We start from the raw sequence: 15,274 nt of genomic DNA, 5'->3' as shown, positions 1-15,274 counted from the left end.
CCATGACCGCGCTGTTGTCCTCCCGGTATCGCATGGCGGTCAACACCGTCGCTCAGGCGTCGTGGCGGCAGCGATGGATTTGGATCGGCTTGGGCATTGGCTGGGCAGGGTTGATCTTTGTTCTGGCTTGGGAGATACGATTTGTCGCGCGGGATGCGATCACCCATCGGATGGTGCAGAGCGCTTTTCTCTATTTGGGCGCGCTGATGCTGGCGAGCGGCGCGCCTCAGCTTTTCTCGACGCTGTTCCTATCGCCCGACATTCAGTGGTTGAGGTCGTCGCCGACGCCGCTTAAGTTGACCGTCGCGATCAAGCTGATCGACGGACTATTCGTCGGCGGTCGCGTGTTTCTTCCTGTGCTGATCGCCTCCTGGGCGGCGATCGGGAGCGCACTAGGTTTGAGCGCAGTCGGGTGGGTCTTTACAGGATTCTTGTGGCTGATTTACACGGCGACGATCGCTTTGGTCGGGTCGGCTCTGATTTTTGGGCTGACGCTGCTGGTCGGTCCCGGCCGAGTGCGGCAGGCCTTAGCGGCGCTCCAACTGGGCGTACCGGTGGCGCTACTGATCGGGTTGATCGGAAGCGTCGGCGATCTCGAATCGGTTTTGCGCTTTGATCGCCTGCCGATGCCGCCCTCTTTCGAATACACGCCTGCGGACTGGGCCGCGAAGGCCGCGCTCGGATTCTCGATCGGCAGTTGGTCGCATGTGCTATTGGGAACGGCGCTCTTGATCGGATTCGGCGTCTTTGCCTATCTTTTGTCGATCATGCTTGGCGAGCGAATCTACGACAATCCCGATGCGTTTGAGAAGGCTGCGCAACTGAAAGAGGGCAAGGTGTCGTCTGCGCTGACCGAAAGGCACAGGCGTTCGGCGCTCTCGGCATTGGTGGTCAAGGAGTTGAGATTGCTACGGCGGGATCCGATGACGCTCTATCAGACCTTGACGCCTCTGCTTCTGCTTGGATTGCCGCTTGCGCTAGAGTTGAAGTTTCCGATGCGCGGCTCGTCCGATCTGATCACGACCGTTACTTTCGCGCTGATCGGTGGAATGCTCTATCTTCAGACCAGCGTGCTGGCGCTCTCGTCGGTGGGTCTGGATGGAAGAGCCTACTGGCTGATTCAGTCGTCGCCTGCAACGCCGTTGGTCGCGCTCTTGGCCAAGCAGCTTTCCACCATTCTGGTTTGCGTCGGTTCGGCGTGGGCAGGGCTCTTGTTCTATTCGATTCTGTTCGCCATTCCGTTTTGGTTGTCGTTAGGCGCATTTGCAGCCGCTTTGCTTGCCGGCTCGGCGCTAGCGGGCATCGGCGTTGGGATTTCGGCGGCATTTCCAAAGTTTGATTGGGATCATCCTGGCCAGCGCGTCAGCTTTTGGGCGTTGCTGTGGGGCTTTGTCAGCTTTTCGGCCTATGTGCTGGCGGTCGGGCTGATCGCCTACGGCGCCAGTTACATTGGCGCGAATTTCGAGTTTGCGCGCGCGTCGGACTACTACTGGGTTTGGGCGGCCGGTATTGTTTGGCTCATCGTAGCCTCGCTTTTTTGCGCGCTTGCTCCTATCGTTTGGGGTTCCTATGCGCTGGCGCGATTGGGCTGGGAGGAGTGAGCCGTGCTCAAGCAGAGGGCGATCGATGCCTGCCTGGCGGAAGGCTTTGATCAGGCGGGCATCGCGCCGGTCGACGCGCCGCCCAACTTAGATAAGTTCCACCAATGGCTCGCGGACGGTTATGCCGCGACGATGGGCTACATGCATCGATGGAAGGCGCTACGGGCCGACCCAAAGAGCCTTTTGCCTACGGCCAAGAGCGCCATTGTGGCCGCGCTTTCTTACGCTCAGGGCAAACCGCGCGGCAAGGAGCATCGGATCGCCCAATACGCATGGGGCAAGGATTATCACAAGGTCGTTCGCGAAAAATTCCGAAGGGTTCAAGCAGCCATAGGCGTTGAGGCCGACTATCGCATCTGCGTCGATTCGGCGCCCATCTTAGAACGGGATTTGGGCCTGCTTGCGGGCATCGGCTGGTACGGCAAGAACAGTTGCCTGATCGACTCGAAGCGGGGGTCGCTGTTCTTCTTGGGCGTGATGCTGACTTCGCTGGAATTGGAGCCGGACAAGCCTGCCGTCGGCGGTTGCGGAACGTGCCGCGCCTGCATCGATGCCTGCCCGACGGGAGCGATTGTGGAACCTTATCGCGTCGATTCGAGCCGCTGTATCAGTTATCTGACCATCGAACACCGAGGCCCCATAGACGATGAGTTGAAGCCAAAGATGGGCGATTGGATATTCGGCTGCGACGTTTGCCAAGACGTCTGCCCGTTCAACCAAGCCCGCGCTTCGCAACCGATGCGAGCGGCGCCAGCGACCGACGAGCAGATCGCTTCTGAACCGTTAGACATGACGCTCGAGCAGATTCTTGCGCTTTCGGAGGAGGATTTTCGCGCGCGTTTTCAAGGCTCGGCCATCAAACGGGCCAAGCGCGCCGGGATTGTACGAAACGGAGCCATTGCAGCCAAGAATCGGCCAGATTTGAGAGACCGTCTGAGCGCGCTGACCGAAGATGAGGACGAGGGCGTGCGAGATGCAGCGAGGTGGGCGTTAGAGATCAGACCGGAGCAACAATAGGCAGACCGGTCGTCTCCGGCAGGCCGAACATTAGGTTCATGTTTTGCACCGCCTGCCCTGCGGCGCCTTTGATTAGGTTGTCGGTCGCCGAGATCGCAATCAGCCATTCGGCCCGCTCGTCCGCCCAAACTCCAATGTCGCATCGGTTGGTGTGCGCGACCTCTCTCGTGGTTGGAAACTGGCCCAGAGGCCTTACTTGAACGAACGGCTCGTTCGCATACGCCTCTTTGTAAAGAGCGTGCAGTTCATCGGCAGTTGCGCTCTTGCTGGGACGAGCATAGCAGGTCGCCAAGATCCCCCGCTTCATGGGAACCAAGTGAGGGGTGAATCGGAGGGCCTCAACGCCTAGAGACTGCTCGATCTCGATGGTATGGCGGTGCTTTTGGACGCCGTACGCTTTGAAACTTTCGGTCAATTCGGTAAAGAGATAATCGACCTCGATTCTGGCCCGACCGGCGCCAGAAACGCCGGACTTGGCGTCGATTAGGAGCGTCTGGGGCTTGGCCAATCCTGCGCGGACCATGAGCGCCAGCGCCAGCGCAGAGGCCGTGGGATAGCAGCCAGGATTGGCGATGATTCTCGCCTTGCTCAGCATCGATCTATCGGCCAATTCGGGAAGGCCGTAGGCCGCTTCTTCCAGCAGATCGGGCGCGGCGTGGTCGAGGCCGTACCAATCCTTGTAATCGTTAGCCGTGTGCAGACGAAAGTCGGCAGAGAGGTCCACTATTCGGGCGCCTTGAGAGAGGATGTCCTGGGCGACGGTCATGGCGTAGCCGTTCTCGGTGGCTAGAAAGACCAAGTCCGCGCGGACGCTCTTCGGGTCAAAGGTCGTCAGCTCGGGCAGGGGAGCGCCGGAGAATTGAGGCAGCAGACTGGCCAGAGGCTTGCCAGCCTCGGAGCGAGAAGTCAGCGCGACGATCTCGACTTCGGGGTGGCCGATCAGGAGGCGCGTCAGTTCCGAACCGGCATATCCGGTCGCGCCCACCACGATCGTCCTAATCATCGGTCGATTGTACCTTCGGCCAAATGGGTGGAAACGACTTGGCCGTCATCGGCCTGGATAACCAATCGCAAGGCTTCGTCCACGCCCAGCGCGACGCCCTCTTGCCCAGTCTCTTGGCCCCGATAGCGTCTACCCGCGCTACAGTCCCGCGCTCGCCAACGCTCGATCCAGTCTTTGTCTGCAGCCTCCAGCCCGTCGGCTATCGCCTCGGCCAATTCCACTGGATCGACGAAAGCTCCTGCCTCTTCCAAACTAACGCCCAAATCAGGCGGACAGGCGCCGATTCGAAGGTTGATCCCAACTCCAACGATGGCGGTCTCGCCGCACATCTCTACCAAGCATCCGCCCAGTTTGCGCTCCATGAGCATCAGATCGTTGGGGAATTTTAAACGCACATCGGCCAATGGCAACTTCTCTGCCGCAACCAGCGCCGCCCAGGCCGCCAGCAGGACCCTCGGTTCGAACGGTCTCCACAGCATGAAGGACGCGCAGAATGAGGAACCTGGGCGGCTGTGCCAGATCGCGCCGCGTCGCCCGCGCCCCGCAGTTTGATGATCGGCCAGCACGTATCGATAAGTTCGTTCGCCCGCTCGGACCAACTCCGCGGCGATACGCTGGGTGGAATCGACCTCGGCCAACCGCAGCCCGGTCACGGCTTGGTCGGCGCTATCTCGCGGATGGCAATGTTGCGAAACGTCAAGGGATTTCCGTGGTGCTGAAGCTCGATCCGGCCCGATTCGGGCAGAGGCTTTTCTTTGTCCCAATAGTTTTCGAACTGGACGTTCTTAACGATCAGCTGGTCGTTTAAGAAGACCGTAACCCGGTCGTCGATGAGGAGTATCCTGAATCGGTTCCACTCTCCTGGCGGATTGTCGGCTTTCTTGCTGGGGTTGTTGGGGTTTTTGGCATTGTTGAACGGGCCGCCCGAGCCGACCGGGTTGTCCCATATCTGGATTTGGGGCGAGCCGCGCAGATAGATTCCGCTGTCGCCGCCCGTCGAGATCTTCCAATCGATCACGAGTTCAAAGTCGCGGTATTCCTTGGCGCTGACGAGGTTGCGGCCTTTGCCCGTGTAGCGGAGTTCGCCATCGACGAATTTCCAATTTTCGCGCATGACCGCATCGGCTTCGGTTTGTGCTTTGGCGCGGTCAGCCGGGCTCATAGCCTCAATATCGGGCAGGCGGCCGATCCAGCCTTGCCAATGGCGCTCGTTCATCAAACTGACGAATCCATCCGGCGGCGAGGGAGGCAACTGTGCGATGTGGATGTTGCGAAACTCGGTGCGGCTGCCGTGGCCTAGAAAGCCGATGTGTCCGCGCTCCTGCAAGAAACCGGGTCGCTCTGCCAACAGGCGGCGGTTCGCGACCTCGTTCAAGTTTGCATCGACGATCGGCTTGTCGTTCAGAACGACCGCAATGCGTCTGCCTTGAGCGCGAATCTCGATACGGTTCCATTGCCCCGCAGGCTTGGAGGCGCCTCGCTTTGCGCCAACGATGCCATAGACCGCGCCGCAAATCTCGGTCGGCCCTGCGTTCTTGTGCGCGTCGTCGTCCAAGAGTTGTATCTCGATGCCTTCCGTGCTGGCATGTCCGCCCCACGGCGTTCTGATCGCGATGCCGTTGTTGCCGCCGCTTTGCATTTTGAACTCCAGTTGAAGCGCAAAGTCGGCATACGTTTCTTCTGTGAACAGCCGCGCTCCGCCCGGCGGACAGACGAGGGCGCCGTCTTCTACAAAGTAAGGCTGGCCGCTTTTATCCGGCGATCTCCACCCGGTCAAGGATCGGCCGTCAAAGATCGGCTTAGGAGACTGACAGACGCTAATCCCAACGCAGATTAGAAGAGCGACGAAACAGCGCATAGGCTTGAGTTTCGCTCTGACGCCCTTTTATCCTGTCGGTGGTCAGGTATACTCTCCATCCTTATGGGCTGGTGGAAGAACACTTATTTTTGGATCGCGGTCGTGCTGGTCGCGATCGGCACGATCGGGCTGGCCAGAGGCAATGCCTCGATCGTCGATCCCGGTCAGGCCCCCGATCCGAAGTTAACGCTTTACTACTTTGTCGCCGCGGCGATCATGGTGATCAACGGCATTATGTCGCACAAGCAGTATCTGCGCGATAAGGCCGCCAAGGCGTCAAAGTCGGCTCCCAAGGAGGAGTAGAGAATGGCTTTATGCGCCGAATGCGGCAGCACAATTTCAAAAGTACCCGCCTGGCTGTCCGACGTCAAGGTAACCTTCGTCTGCGAAACCTGTAGAAATAGACATCCTCGCCAATGGGCATCGCCCGAGGCCGACCTGCTGGCAGAAGAAGATGAAGTTGAGGCAAAAGAGCCGATCGAGGTCGGCTTGGAAGCCTTGGAGGTTGGAACCGGCGACACCGATGACGATGACGAAGAGGGCTTTGGCGGCCTGGAGTTAGAGCCAGAAAACGAGTAGGTCGCCAGAATCATGCTGACCGTCCCAGAGGCGATTCAGCTCATTCTTCAATCTGTTGCACCCCTCGAGCCGGAGATTTGCTCCCTTTCTGAGGCCATTGGTCGCGCGTTGGCGACGGACTTAACCGCAACGCTCGATCAGCCCGCTTTCGACAACTCGGCCGTGGACGGCTACGCGGTGCGGACGGCCGATCTTCCTGGCAAATTGACGTTAGTTGGAGTCGTTGCAGCCGGGGCGAGCGAGATGACTGAACTTGAAGCCGGATGCGCCGCGCGAATCTATACCGGCGGGCCGATTCCCCTCAACGCCGACGCCGTCTTGATGCAGGAAGACGCGGTCATCGAGGACGATGCTCTCATCGTCAATGAGGCGCTGCGTTCGGGCACAAACATTCGAAGACGGGGCGAAGAACTCCGCGCCGGTACGCTCATTGCCTCAAAAGGCAGCGAGATCGCGCCGGCGATGATCGGTCTGTTAGCTACGCATGGATACGGAGAGGTCCCGGTGCGCGCGCGACCGAGAATCGCAATCGTGTCCACAGGCGACGAACTGACGGATATCGAGACCAGCCCAGATTTTGGTCAAATCAGGGACAGCAATTCGCCGATGCTTCAAGCGCTTTGCGAACAAATTGGATGCAAAGTAACGCTGATAGAGCGGGCGCCGGACGATCTCGATCGCACCATTGAAGCGTTAGAGCGGGCTGCCCAGAGCGCAGACTGCGTGATTACGGTCGGCGGCGCGTCGGTAGGGGATCGGGACTTTGTCAAGAGCGCCGTAGAGCGTTTGGGCGAGATCGCACTGCACAAGGTTGCCGTAAAACCCGGAAAGCCGCTTGCATTCGGCAAAGTGAGAGACGCTTTCTTCTTCGGCTTGCCTGGCAATCCGGTCTCGGCGTTCGCGACGTTTCATCTGTTTGTTCGACCGGCGCTGCGCAAATTGGCCGGTCATACCAACGTGCACCTGCGCCGCGCCCCGGTGATCGCGGGCGAGGATTTTCCCGATCCGCACGGACGCGAGGAGTATGCTCGTGTGCGTCTGCAGTTGACGGAAGAAGGGTTGGTGGCGACCTCGGCGGGGCATCAAGGGTCGCACGCTCAAACAGCGCTGGTCATGGCCGATGCGCTCATGGTCGTACCGGTCGGCAGCCCCTTGCCAAAGGGCGCTAAGACGGAGGCGCTGCTGCTTTAACGGTCGCCTTCTTAAGCCGCGAGACTTCGTTCGATACTTGCGACCAGTCGTTCGTTCGAGCGATCAGTTCCACAATGCGACTACCGACCACCGCGCCGTCGGCAAATTGGCAGATCTCGGCCGCGTGCTCGGGCGTAGAGATTCCGAATCCGACAGCCAGCGGCAGATCGGTCATGGAGCGCGTCCTTGCGACCAGGGCCTTTGCCTCGTCCCAGGGTTTTTCGGTCGTGCCCGTTACGCCAGTGCGAGAGACGCAGTAGACAAAGCCGCCGCCGAACTGGACGACCTTTTCGATCCTTTCCGGGCTGCTGGTCGGAGCGAGCAGGAATATGGGGTCCAAGTCGCCCTTCACGGACAACCATTCGCCCGCTTCGTCCGGCGGCAGGTCGGTCATGATGACGCCCGCGAAACCTGCTTCTGAAGCCTCGCGTGCAAACCGTTCGAGACCATACTGAAGCGGCGGATTGTAATAGGTCATGGCAATGAGGGGCGCAGAGATGGAAGCCGAACGCGCGGCGATCGTTTGCAATACTCGCTGCAAGGTTGCGCCTGCTTGCAGCGCCCTATGCGCGGCGGCCTGAATAATGGGGCCATCGGCCAGAGGGTCGCTGAACGGGATGCCGACCTCGATCAAATCCGCGCCTGCCTGATCGACGGCTTGCAAGATGTCCGGCAGGGCTTCTAGGTTCGGATCGCCCGCGGTTACATAGACGATTAGAGCCCCTTCTGCCTTTTGTCGACAGGCCTCAAACCGCTCGCGGATCATGGCGGCAAGTCTACCCCAGGTAAACTCGGCCATGCCCCTTTATGTGGTCGCGACACCAATCGGCAACTTGGAGGACATGACCCTGCGCGCGCTGCGAACGCTTCAAGAGGCCGACCTGATCGCCGCCGAAGACACCCGGCACAGCCGCAAACTCCTCGCTCGCTACGAGATCAAGACGCCGTTGATCAGCTTCCACGAACACTCGACCGAGAGCCGGATCGAATCATTGATCGAGCGGCTTCGGAACGGCGAGACGATCGCGCTGATTACCGATGGCGGCACGCCGGGCGTCTCCGATCCGGGAGCAAAACTGGTCCTGGCTGCGCTTTCGGAAGGCTTGACCGTCTCGCCGTTGCCCGGCCCCAGCGCGGTCTCGGCGGCGCTCTCCGTATCGGGCTTCGCGGCTCAGTTCTATCGGTTTTTAGGGTTTTTGCCGCGCAAGGACGGACAACAGCGGGCAATATTCGAACAGTATAAGGACGAGCCTGGGCCGGTCGTCTTTTTTGAGTCGCCCTATCGTATTGGTAAGACGCTGGCCAACGCTTTATCAGCCTTGGGCGACCGACCGGTTGCCGTCTGCCGAGAGATGACCAAACAGCACGAGGAGATCTATCGCGGCATGCTGGCGCAGGCCGTCGAAAAGTTCTCGGCCCCTGACCAAAAGGGCGAGTTCACGGTCGTTATCGGTCGCTAGCTGGCGGCTTTCCAACCGGTCAGGATGTATTGATTTTCGACCGTGCCGTCGTCATAGAGATCGACCACCCCGTATCCCGGCGGCGTGCCGATGTAATCGCCTTTCCACCACGCGCCCGACACCGCGCCGTTGCAGAGGAAAGTAATCCCGCGATACTCCACCTTGTCGTATTGATGAATGTGGCCGCTCAGGCAAACCTTGACGTTTGGATGCTTGACGAACAGTTCGATAATCCGGCGGGCGTCGATGTGCATCCATGAGCCCGGCACCTGCCAGTTGTCGCCCTTGGCCAGATCGCCGTCAAAATAGGCCGAAGCGCACAGAATCGGGATGTGCGAGAGAATCAGAATGGGCGTCCTAGCGGGCGTGCGCTCTAACTCTTGTTTCAGCCAGTCGAACTGCTCCTCGTCCAACTTTCCAATGTAGCCTGCGCCGTTAGGATGCGTGCTGTCCAGCACGATCATCTTCCATCCAGCTCGCTCGACGCTCATATAGGGGCGGGGCATTTTCAGCAGGTCGGTCGCCCACTTTTTGACGGCTTTGGAAGCATGGTCGGCATTGCTCTCGCGCTTGTCCCAGCCCCAAACGTCGTGGTTGCCGATGCAGTGCACAACGGGCAGATTCGTGTTGTCCGCAAGCACTTTCATAAACAGGTCCCATTGAAGCTTGGCGCGATCGTATCCCGTTGCAAAGCAGTCCATGATCAGATCGCCGCCCGTTAAGATGAGATTCGGCTTGTCCTTAAGGTTGTGGGCATGCTTCAGCGCGTGCGCCATGCCCGGCCCGGCATTCAATTCGGGCTGAACGTGTATGTCGGTGAGGTGGGCGATTCGCAAAGCCCGCTTTCGCTGAGCGGCTTTCAAGTCGATGGGCAGGATGGTCGCCGCGGCGGTTACCAAGGCTCCTTTGAGCAGTTCTCTTCGCGTGATCATGGGGATAATGGTTCAATACTCCTCCTTGGGTTTCCTGCGCCGGGCAACAGGTAGACTCCCCTTTGACTATGAGCGCGACCGAAAGCCTGGCCTGCAGCCTTACGATGAACTCCGTTCTGACACCCGAACAGAGGGAGAAGTATCAGAACCCGGACACCATTCGACGCATCCTAGCGACTGCCAAAACAGTTGCCATTGTCGGGCTTAGCGGCAATCCGCAAAGGCCCAGCTCCTTTGTGGCCTCGTATCTCAAGCACGAGGGTTATCAAATCATCCCTGTCAACCCGAACGAAACGGAGATTTTGGGCGAAAAATGCTATCCGAGCCTGTTGCAGCTGCCCGAGGCGCCCGATGTGGTCGAGGTGTTCCGCCGAGCCGATCAATGCCCCGAGATCGCCCGCGACGCAGTACAGATCGGCGCAAAGGCGCTATGGCTGCAATTGCGCGTGGTCAGCCTGGAGGCGGCGCTGATTGCCGAGGCCGCGGGCATGGACGTCGTGATGGATCGCTGCTTAAAGATCGAGCACGGGCGCTTTAACGGCAGCCTTCATTGGGTGGGGATGAACACCGAGCTGATCTCCAGCCGTCGCGGCCGTTAATCAACCCATTCGCCGACTTCGACCACCGCGTGCAGGATAATGTCCCCTCGGACTAGACTGTCCACTACGTTCATGCCTTCGATCACGTGTCCGAACACGCAATAGTCGCCATCGAGCGTGGGCTGATCGTTGTAGCAGATGAAAAACTGGCTGCCCGCCGTGTTGCGACCCTCTCGCCGAGCCATAGAAACCGACCCGCGCAAGTGTCGCAGACTGTTCTCCTCGAACGGGATAGTGTATCCCGGCCCGCCCGTGCCGATACGGTTATCGTCCAAGTCCAGGGACTTGGTGTTGGGGTCGCCCGCCTGTGCGACAAACCCGGGCACGATGCGATGGAACTTGATGGCGTTGTAGAACCTGTTATTGACCAAGGTGATCATGTTCTCGACCGTATTGGGGGCGTGATCTTTGTACAAGACCATCACGATGTCGCCTTTGCCGGCAATGGTGAATCGAACTCGGTTGCCCAGAGGAATCTGACCGCCGATGCCGCCGCAACCCTGGGGGAAGAGCAAGAGCGCCGCCAATAGAACGAGACCGACGATCGTGGATAACCGCTTCATTTCGACACTGTTATACCCGTCTGCGCTGTCGAATAGACGGTCGAGCGTTTCGGACGGTTTGCTTGAATTTCTCTGCAGCCTGGGTAATCCTTTGAAGTTCGGGTTCAAGGACGGCCGGCTCGGCCCATTGCTCCCAAGCGGCTTTCAGTCTGGGCGCCCTTCGTTCGGCCATTCTACGGATCCATCGTTTAACGGGCTTCATAATCTTCTGCTTCGTTAGACCAGTCCACCTTGACCGCAGGTTCCGCCGAGGCGTAGTCCCAGTTGTCGCAATCCAGCCTTCTGCAATAGAGCATGCGCTGCACGCGCCCGTCGGTCATTTCGACGTTGGCAATGTGCGCAAATCGACAGTTCATGCACAGCTCCGGCTCGAGGAGCCGCACCACCCTCAGTTCTCGCCCCGCCATGTCTGGTTCCCTCACTTCCTTGTGAATCTCGGCCAAGTTGCGTCCGAACGCCTCAGGATTGATTATTGGTTTGAGGCGGGCTATAGGCTTAGCCGGTATTCCGCACGGGGTTTGACAAGGGGTCGATTCGTGCTCAGTTTTGTGCTACATTTTTGCGGATTCCCGTTCAAAGCCGTTCTCCGGCTATGTGGATGGTCCGAAGACGGACGTTGCGCTCTGACATTCTCATTTTGCAGGCAGGTCGCTGTATAATTCGCCAGACCATGGATTTGATCGCCTATTGGCATCCTGACAATTACTGGCCGGATTTGGAACGCGGGGCGGGCTTTCATTACAACTCAAGGCAGCCCGCGCTTCACAATCGGATCAATGTCGGCGAGAGGCTTTGGCTGTTCACCAAGGTGATCGGCGCCACGGGCCAGACTGAGTATCGCTTGGCGGCCATGTTGGTGGTCGCCGCCAAAACGATCAACAGACCTGGGTACAAGTACGGGCCATATCGGGTCATGGGGGACGTTGGCAAATCGACGTACTTTCGGGTCGACGACCAAGATCAGAACGATTTGTTCGATCTAGTTCGACTCTTGCCGCTTGATACCGGCAACGCAGAGGGTAGCAACCGTTACAGCTTGCCTCAGCGGTTTCAGTCGATTAGGTCGGTAAAGCCCGAAGGGTCTATTTTGCTGGAGAAGTTTGCGGAGCGTCTCACGCTGGAACCGCGTGCAAGAGCCGTACCGGATGAGCGGATTTTAGAGATGGCGGTCTATCTAGGGCAAAAGCGGCTTCAATCTGTGCTGAGAGAGTCGTCTGCGCAGTATTCGGACGCTCGAACAGACGAGTTGATGGCGGCTGCTCAAGATCGATCGTTAGTAGATAAATTGCGCCGTCTTTATGGCGACCAGTGCCAGCTGTGCGGCTTTGATGGTCGTGTCGTTTATGGCGTTGAGGCAAGCGAGGCGCACCACATTGTTTATCTTTCGAGGGGCGGAGACGACAGTTTGGAGAACATGATTCTGCTCTGCCCGAATCACCATACTGTAGTCCACAAGACCTTGGCCCCTTTCGACTATGCGACCCTTGCGTTTGCTTTCCCGAACGGAAGGGTCGAGCCGTTGGCAATCAACAAGCACATTGAACGAACTGTGCTTTATAAGCCATAGAACCCCCTCTAACACCCCACCCCAAAGTTAGACAGCACGATGGCCAGGTCGAGGTCGTCGACGATGCCGTCGTAGTTTTGATCTTCGGGCAGGACGCCGCTTTGGCCAAAGGCCGACAAGACGCGCGAAAGGTCGATGTCGTCCACGCAGCCGTCAAAGTCCACATCGCCCGCTACGTTCACCCGCACGTTCATCAGCGCCGTATAGTTGGCCGACGAGAGCACGATGTCGCCCGTGTTGATCAGGCCGTTGTTGTTTCGGTCGAACCAGAGCGCGGTCAGGCCGTCGTGCAGACCGGTCGGCTGGTTGGCCGGAACGGTAAAGAGCCTGGGCTGTACGGACGCGCCCGCCGGAACGGTCAACTTGCGGTCGTTGGGCGGATCGGACACGTAACTGCCGCCGCTGGAAGGCCGGATCGATGCGCCTAACATTAGGGGGAAGGCCTCTGTCGCGGTCAGGCTAAAATCGAGGCGGGGGCGCGTTCCGCGCTTAACATTGAAGGGTACGCTTGTAACACCGTTGAGGGTGGCCGAAGCCGCCTGCACCAGCGTGTATTGCGGGTAGTAGTGCGCCAGGATTTGTTGCCAGGTCTTGGTTCCGTGTCCGTGCGTCGTGCCCGCGGCGCAGGGAGACGAGGTCAAGATTCGCGTGCCGGCCGCCCATCGCGCCGAGCCCCATTGGCACAGCCCGCGCCCGTGCCCAAAGCTGGAAAAGCCCGTGCAGACAGGGTCGGCTATGCAAGGCCATGATGTGCCCGTGCCGGTGTATCCGTCGCCACAGCCGGAGTTGTTGTTCTCCGCCGAGTATTCCGACCGCGCCACGGTGCCAGAAGATAGGAGCAAGATGTAGCGGGGCGTTTGATCGACAGCGTTATTGGCGTTGGTGGAGGTGCTGGTTCCGAAGACTTGGCAGCTGGTGGTGTCGCAGATGTCGTAGTTGGCGTCGAGCGGATTGTAGACGTACCACAGGCCGTAGCTGCGCACGGAGACGGCGCCCGCCCTCAGCGAGTTCATGCCGTTGGTCAGGCTGCCCCAACAGGAGTACCACTCGGAGGCGAGCACGCGCTTGACGTAGTTCTCCATGGGATGCACCTCGACCGTGGTGCAGGTTCGGGACGTTGGGCAGTTGCGTCCTACCCGGATGTTGAGCGGGAAGCCAACGGAGGCGACTTGAATTCCGGCGTCGTCGTTGGGCGCCGCGCTCTCCTTTTTGGGTTCGATCAAGTTGTGCGCTTCGCGATCGATCATGCTGCCGGAGCCTGGGGTTAGTCGGATGCGCATAGTCCAGTCTCCGCCCGGCCAGACGGGGATAGAGGTTCTTGTGAGGGTTGCGTAGCGGGGATGCTCGATGCGGACGGTATCCCAACCGTTGCCTGCGGGCGCGACGTACCAGAAGAAGCCGTTCTCGTTGCTATGGGTTTTCTGTCCACCGGATGTTACAAGGGCGCCAGCGATAGGGGCGCCGGTGTCTTGGTCCGTCAGGAAGCCCATTACGAGGCTGCCGCCAGGGCTGCGGCGCGCGTCGATCCATTGATGGGTGGTTTCGACCGGGGGATTTTTGGGTTCTAGGTAGAAGGCGATGCGCAGTTCGCCATCGGGCGCAAAGGCCGAGATTGAGGGATGATAGCCTTCGGCTAGGACGCCGACCACGATTTCGCCCGAGGTTTTGATCGTTTCGCCCAGCCTTACGGTATGTTCGCCATCGGCGGATTGTACGATCGCGTCGCCTCGTATCGCTTGGTGCGTCTGGGCGTCGTACGCGGTTATGGTTACATCGGCATTCGCCAAAACTACCAAGCTCAAACAGATCGATAGCATATCGGGTCTCCTCTCCTAGGGGCGATACCCCCAAGAAAGTATAACCTGTCTTAGACGGCGTTGGCGAACAGTCTGACAGCGATGGAGTCAAGGAGCCGAGATGCGGCGTACAATATCGCTAAGTTGAAACGATGAGGCGGCAACGGTGAACATGCAACGATCGTTCATACCGCTCTTTATTTTCCTCTGTGCCGAAGCGCTGGCCCAGGCGGGCAGTTGGAGCTTTCTCAGCCCTGCGCTAGAGGGAGAGGAGACGCCCGCGCGGTGGCGGAGGGTCTATTTTAGACCGAACGTGCCGCCCGGCAGCGGGATGACGACCGACTATGACGTTGCGCCGCCGTACCCGAATAGGCCGTTGTTCTACGACATGGCCGAGTCTCAGACTTACGGCATTCACGCGGTGGTAGCGCCGCAGACTTGGCAAGCGTCGGGGCAGACGGTTCCAAGGGGCAGCGTCCTGCTTTGGGGCGTGGGCGTGAATCCAACATGGAACGACGGGGTGGCCCGGCCCAACTATACGCCTCTCCTCTTGTGGAGCGGCGACTCGATCTTCGAAACGGCCAGACGGCGCTACGGCTACGTTACGTTCTGTCCTGACCCAATTCCGAGTCTTACCGACTTTCTTAACGACGGCAACATCTTCTGCAGCGGACACGCCAACCTTCCGGACGGCAAGCTCTTCGTGGCCGGCGGGCAACAAAAAGACACGGATAATTCGATCCATGGCATACGAGCCGCCTTCACTTGGACGGCTGCCGGATGGGCTAGCGGTGCAAGTTACGGCTGGTCGGGGATACTCGGGGGGCCTGGCGACGGTTATCCGGGTGTAGGCATGATCGAAAAGAGATGGTATCCCACGCCGACCGTCTTGCCGAGCGGCCAGGTTCAGATCGTCGGCGGTCTACAGACCACTAACCCGTCCAACGAAACGAAGACCTTCGAGACATACGATCCCGTTCAAAATCGCTTTCAGTTCGCGAACCTGCCCCCTAGCCAAATCGAGCATCTGGGGAACGAGTACCCTCGAATTCTCCTAGTCTCTCTCCCAAAACCGGACGGCTGCGCAACAGCTCGGTCCGTCTATGTC

The 15,274-nt window shown here is 59.2% G+C and carries 17 protein-coding genes; 9 read left to right on the top strand and 8 right to left on the bottom strand.

Annotated features, from left to right (window positions below):
- The first annotated feature begins 2 nt into the window (after positions 1 to 2).
- Together HUU60_06605 and queG are read left to right on the top strand one after the other, a co-directional pair.
- A complete protein-coding gene (locus tag HUU60_06605) occupies positions 3 to 1,601 on the top strand; it encodes a hypothetical protein (protein NUL82380.1) in 1,599 nt (532 codons plus the stop codon).
- 3 nt (positions 1,602 to 1,604) lie between these two features.
- Complete coding sequence (gene queG, locus HUU60_06600; protein ID NUL82379.1) at positions 1,605 to 2,618, top strand: tRNA epoxyqueuosine(34) reductase QueG; 1,014 nt, start codon at positions 1,605 to 1,607, stop codon at positions 2,616 to 2,618.
- On the opposite strand, the gene HUU60_06595 is transcribed toward queG, so the two are convergent.
- The 3 genes from HUU60_06595 to HUU60_06585 are packed head-to-tail and all read right to left on the bottom strand — an operon-like array spanning position 2,599 to position 5,479.
- On the bottom strand, positions 2,599 to 3,621 hold the full coding sequence (locus HUU60_06595; protein ID NUL82378.1) for an N-acetyl-gamma-glutamyl-phosphate reductase: 1,023 nt from the start codon (positions 3,619 to 3,621) through the stop codon (positions 2,599 to 2,601). The two genes, queG and HUU60_06595, sit on opposite strands and share 20 nt — an antisense overlap.
- Complete coding sequence (locus tag HUU60_06590; protein ID NUL82377.1) at positions 3,618 to 4,274, bottom strand: biotin--[acetyl-CoA-carboxylase] ligase; 657 nt, start codon at positions 4,272 to 4,274, stop codon at positions 3,618 to 3,620. The genes HUU60_06595 and HUU60_06590 overlap by 4 nt, the downstream gene beginning before the upstream one ends.
- A complete protein-coding gene (locus HUU60_06585) occupies positions 4,271 to 5,479 on the bottom strand; it encodes a DUF1080 domain-containing protein (GenBank protein ID NUL82376.1) in 1,209 nt (402 codons plus the stop codon). The genes HUU60_06590 and HUU60_06585 overlap by 4 nt, the downstream gene beginning before the upstream one ends.
- A gap of 63 nt (positions 5,480 to 5,542) precedes the next feature.
- Between HUU60_06585 and HUU60_06580 the strand changes: the two genes are divergently transcribed.
- The 3 genes from HUU60_06580 to HUU60_06570 are packed head-to-tail and all read left to right on the top strand — an operon-like array spanning position 5,543 to position 7,249.
- Positions 5,543 to 5,782, top strand: coding sequence for a hypothetical protein (locus HUU60_06580; protein NUL82375.1), 240 nt, complete (start codon positions 5,543 to 5,545; stop codon positions 5,780 to 5,782).
- 3 nt (positions 5,783 to 5,785) lie between these two features.
- The gene (locus HUU60_06575) at positions 5,786 to 6,058 is read left to right on the top strand and encodes a hypothetical protein (GenBank protein NUL82374.1); all 273 of its coding nucleotides are present in this window, start codon (positions 5,786 to 5,788) and stop codon (positions 6,056 to 6,058) included.
- Between the two features lie 12 nt (positions 6,059 to 6,070).
- Positions 6,071 to 7,249, top strand: coding sequence for a molybdopterin molybdotransferase MoeA (locus HUU60_06570; GenBank protein ID NUL82373.1), 1,179 nt, complete (start codon positions 6,071 to 6,073; stop codon positions 7,247 to 7,249).
- On the opposite strand, the gene HUU60_06565 is transcribed toward HUU60_06570, so the two are convergent.
- A complete protein-coding gene (locus HUU60_06565) occupies positions 7,224 to 8,015 on the bottom strand; it encodes a tryptophan synthase subunit alpha (protein ID NUL82372.1) in 792 nt (263 codons plus the stop codon). The two genes, HUU60_06570 and HUU60_06565, sit on opposite strands and share 26 nt — an antisense overlap.
- Positions 8,016 to 8,046: 31 nt before the next feature.
- Between HUU60_06565 and rsmI the strand changes: the two genes are divergently transcribed.
- Complete coding sequence (gene rsmI, locus HUU60_06560; GenBank protein ID NUL82371.1) at positions 8,047 to 8,709, top strand: 16S rRNA (cytidine(1402)-2'-O)-methyltransferase; 663 nt, start codon at positions 8,047 to 8,049, stop codon at positions 8,707 to 8,709.
- Here the strand turns inward: rsmI and HUU60_06555 are convergent.
- A complete protein-coding gene (locus tag HUU60_06555) occupies positions 8,706 to 9,638 on the bottom strand; it encodes a metallophosphoesterase (protein ID NUL82370.1) in 933 nt (310 codons plus the stop codon). The two genes, rsmI and HUU60_06555, sit on opposite strands and share 4 nt — an antisense overlap.
- A gap of 107 nt (positions 9,639 to 9,745) precedes the next feature.
- On the opposite strand from HUU60_06555, the gene HUU60_06550 reads away from it, so the two are divergent.
- On the top strand, positions 9,746 to 10,240 hold the full coding sequence (locus HUU60_06550) for a CoA-binding protein (GenBank protein ID NUL82369.1): 495 nt from the start codon (positions 9,746 to 9,748) through the stop codon (positions 10,238 to 10,240).
- Here the strand turns inward: HUU60_06550 and HUU60_06545 are convergent.
- Both HUU60_06545 and HUU60_06540 read right to left on the bottom strand, forming a co-directional pair.
- Positions 10,237 to 10,803: a peptidylprolyl isomerase gene (locus tag HUU60_06545; GenBank protein NUL82368.1), complete on the bottom strand. Its 567-nt coding sequence runs from the start codon at positions 10,801 to 10,803 to the stop codon at positions 10,237 to 10,239. The two genes, HUU60_06550 and HUU60_06545, sit on opposite strands and share 4 nt — an antisense overlap.
- Before the next feature lie 188 nt (positions 10,804 to 10,991).
- Entirely contained in the window at positions 10,992 to 11,246 is a 255-nt protein-coding gene (locus HUU60_06540) for a hypothetical protein (protein ID NUL82367.1), read from the bottom strand.
- 407 nt (positions 11,247 to 11,653) lie between these two features.
- Between HUU60_06540 and HUU60_06535 the strand changes: the two genes are divergently transcribed.
- A complete protein-coding gene (locus HUU60_06535) occupies positions 11,654 to 12,370 on the top strand; it encodes an HNH endonuclease (protein ID NUL82366.1) in 717 nt (238 codons plus the stop codon).
- 8 nt (positions 12,371 to 12,378) lie between these two features.
- On the opposite strand, the gene HUU60_06530 is transcribed toward HUU60_06535, so the two are convergent.
- Positions 12,379 to 14,187 carry a hypothetical protein gene (locus HUU60_06530; GenBank protein ID NUL82365.1) on the bottom strand — a complete coding sequence of 603 codons (1,809 nt, stop codon included), beginning with the start codon at positions 14,185 to 14,187 and terminating at the stop codon, positions 12,379 to 12,381.
- Positions 14,188 to 14,338: 151 nt separating this feature from the next.
- Between HUU60_06530 and HUU60_06525 the strand changes: the two genes are divergently transcribed.
- On the top strand, positions 14,339 to 15,274 hold a 936-nt coding region (locus tag HUU60_06525), incomplete at its 3' end, for a hypothetical protein (protein ID NUL82364.1).

This window comes from Armatimonadota bacterium, from assembly GCA_013359125.1.
Classification (GTDB): Bacteria; Armatimonadota; Fimbriimonadia; order Fimbriimonadales; family GBS-DC; genus JABWCR01.
The sequence above is the reverse complement of the archived record's forward strand: the minus strand, read 5'-3'. Positions and strand labels throughout refer to the sequence as shown.

Bases quoted from the DNA above. Each gene is read 5' to 3' on its own strand.
- HUU60_06605 (NUL82380.1), top strand. From the start codon at position 3: ATGACCGCGCTGTTGTCCTCCCGGTATCGCATGGCGGTCAACACCGTC.
- HUU60_06595 (NUL82378.1), bottom strand. From the start codon at position 3,621: ATGATTAGGACGATCGTGGTGGGCGCGACCGGATATGCCGGTTCGGAA.
- HUU60_06585 (NUL82376.1), bottom strand. From the start codon at position 5,479: ATGCGCTGTTTCGTCGCTCTTCTAATCTGCGTTGGGATTAGCGTCTGT.
- HUU60_06580 (NUL82375.1), top strand. From the start codon at position 5,543: ATGGGCTGGTGGAAGAACACTTATTTTTGGATCGCGGTCGTGCTGGTC.
- HUU60_06575 (NUL82374.1), top strand. From the start codon at position 5,786: ATGGCTTTATGCGCCGAATGCGGCAGCACAATTTCAAAAGTACCCGCC.
- HUU60_06570 (NUL82373.1), top strand. From the start codon at position 6,071: ATGCTGACCGTCCCAGAGGCGATTCAGCTCATTCTTCAATCTGTTGCA.
- HUU60_06565 (NUL82372.1), bottom strand. From the start codon at position 8,015: ATGATCCGCGAGCGGTTTGAGGCCTGTCGACAAAAGGCAGAAGGGGCT.
- rsmI (NUL82371.1), top strand. From the start codon at position 8,047: ATGCCCCTTTATGTGGTCGCGACACCAATCGGCAACTTGGAGGACATG.
- HUU60_06550 (NUL82369.1), top strand. From the start codon at position 9,746: ATGAACTCCGTTCTGACACCCGAACAGAGGGAGAAGTATCAGAACCCG.
- HUU60_06545 (NUL82368.1), bottom strand. From the start codon at position 10,803: ATGAAGCGGTTATCCACGATCGTCGGTCTCGTTCTATTGGCGGCGCTC.
- HUU60_06535 (NUL82366.1), top strand. From the start codon at position 11,654: ATGTTGGTGGTCGCCGCCAAAACGATCAACAGACCTGGGTACAAGTAC.
- HUU60_06530 (NUL82365.1), bottom strand. From the start codon at position 14,187: ATGCTATCGATCTGTTTGAGCTTGGTAGTTTTGGCGAATGCCGATGTA.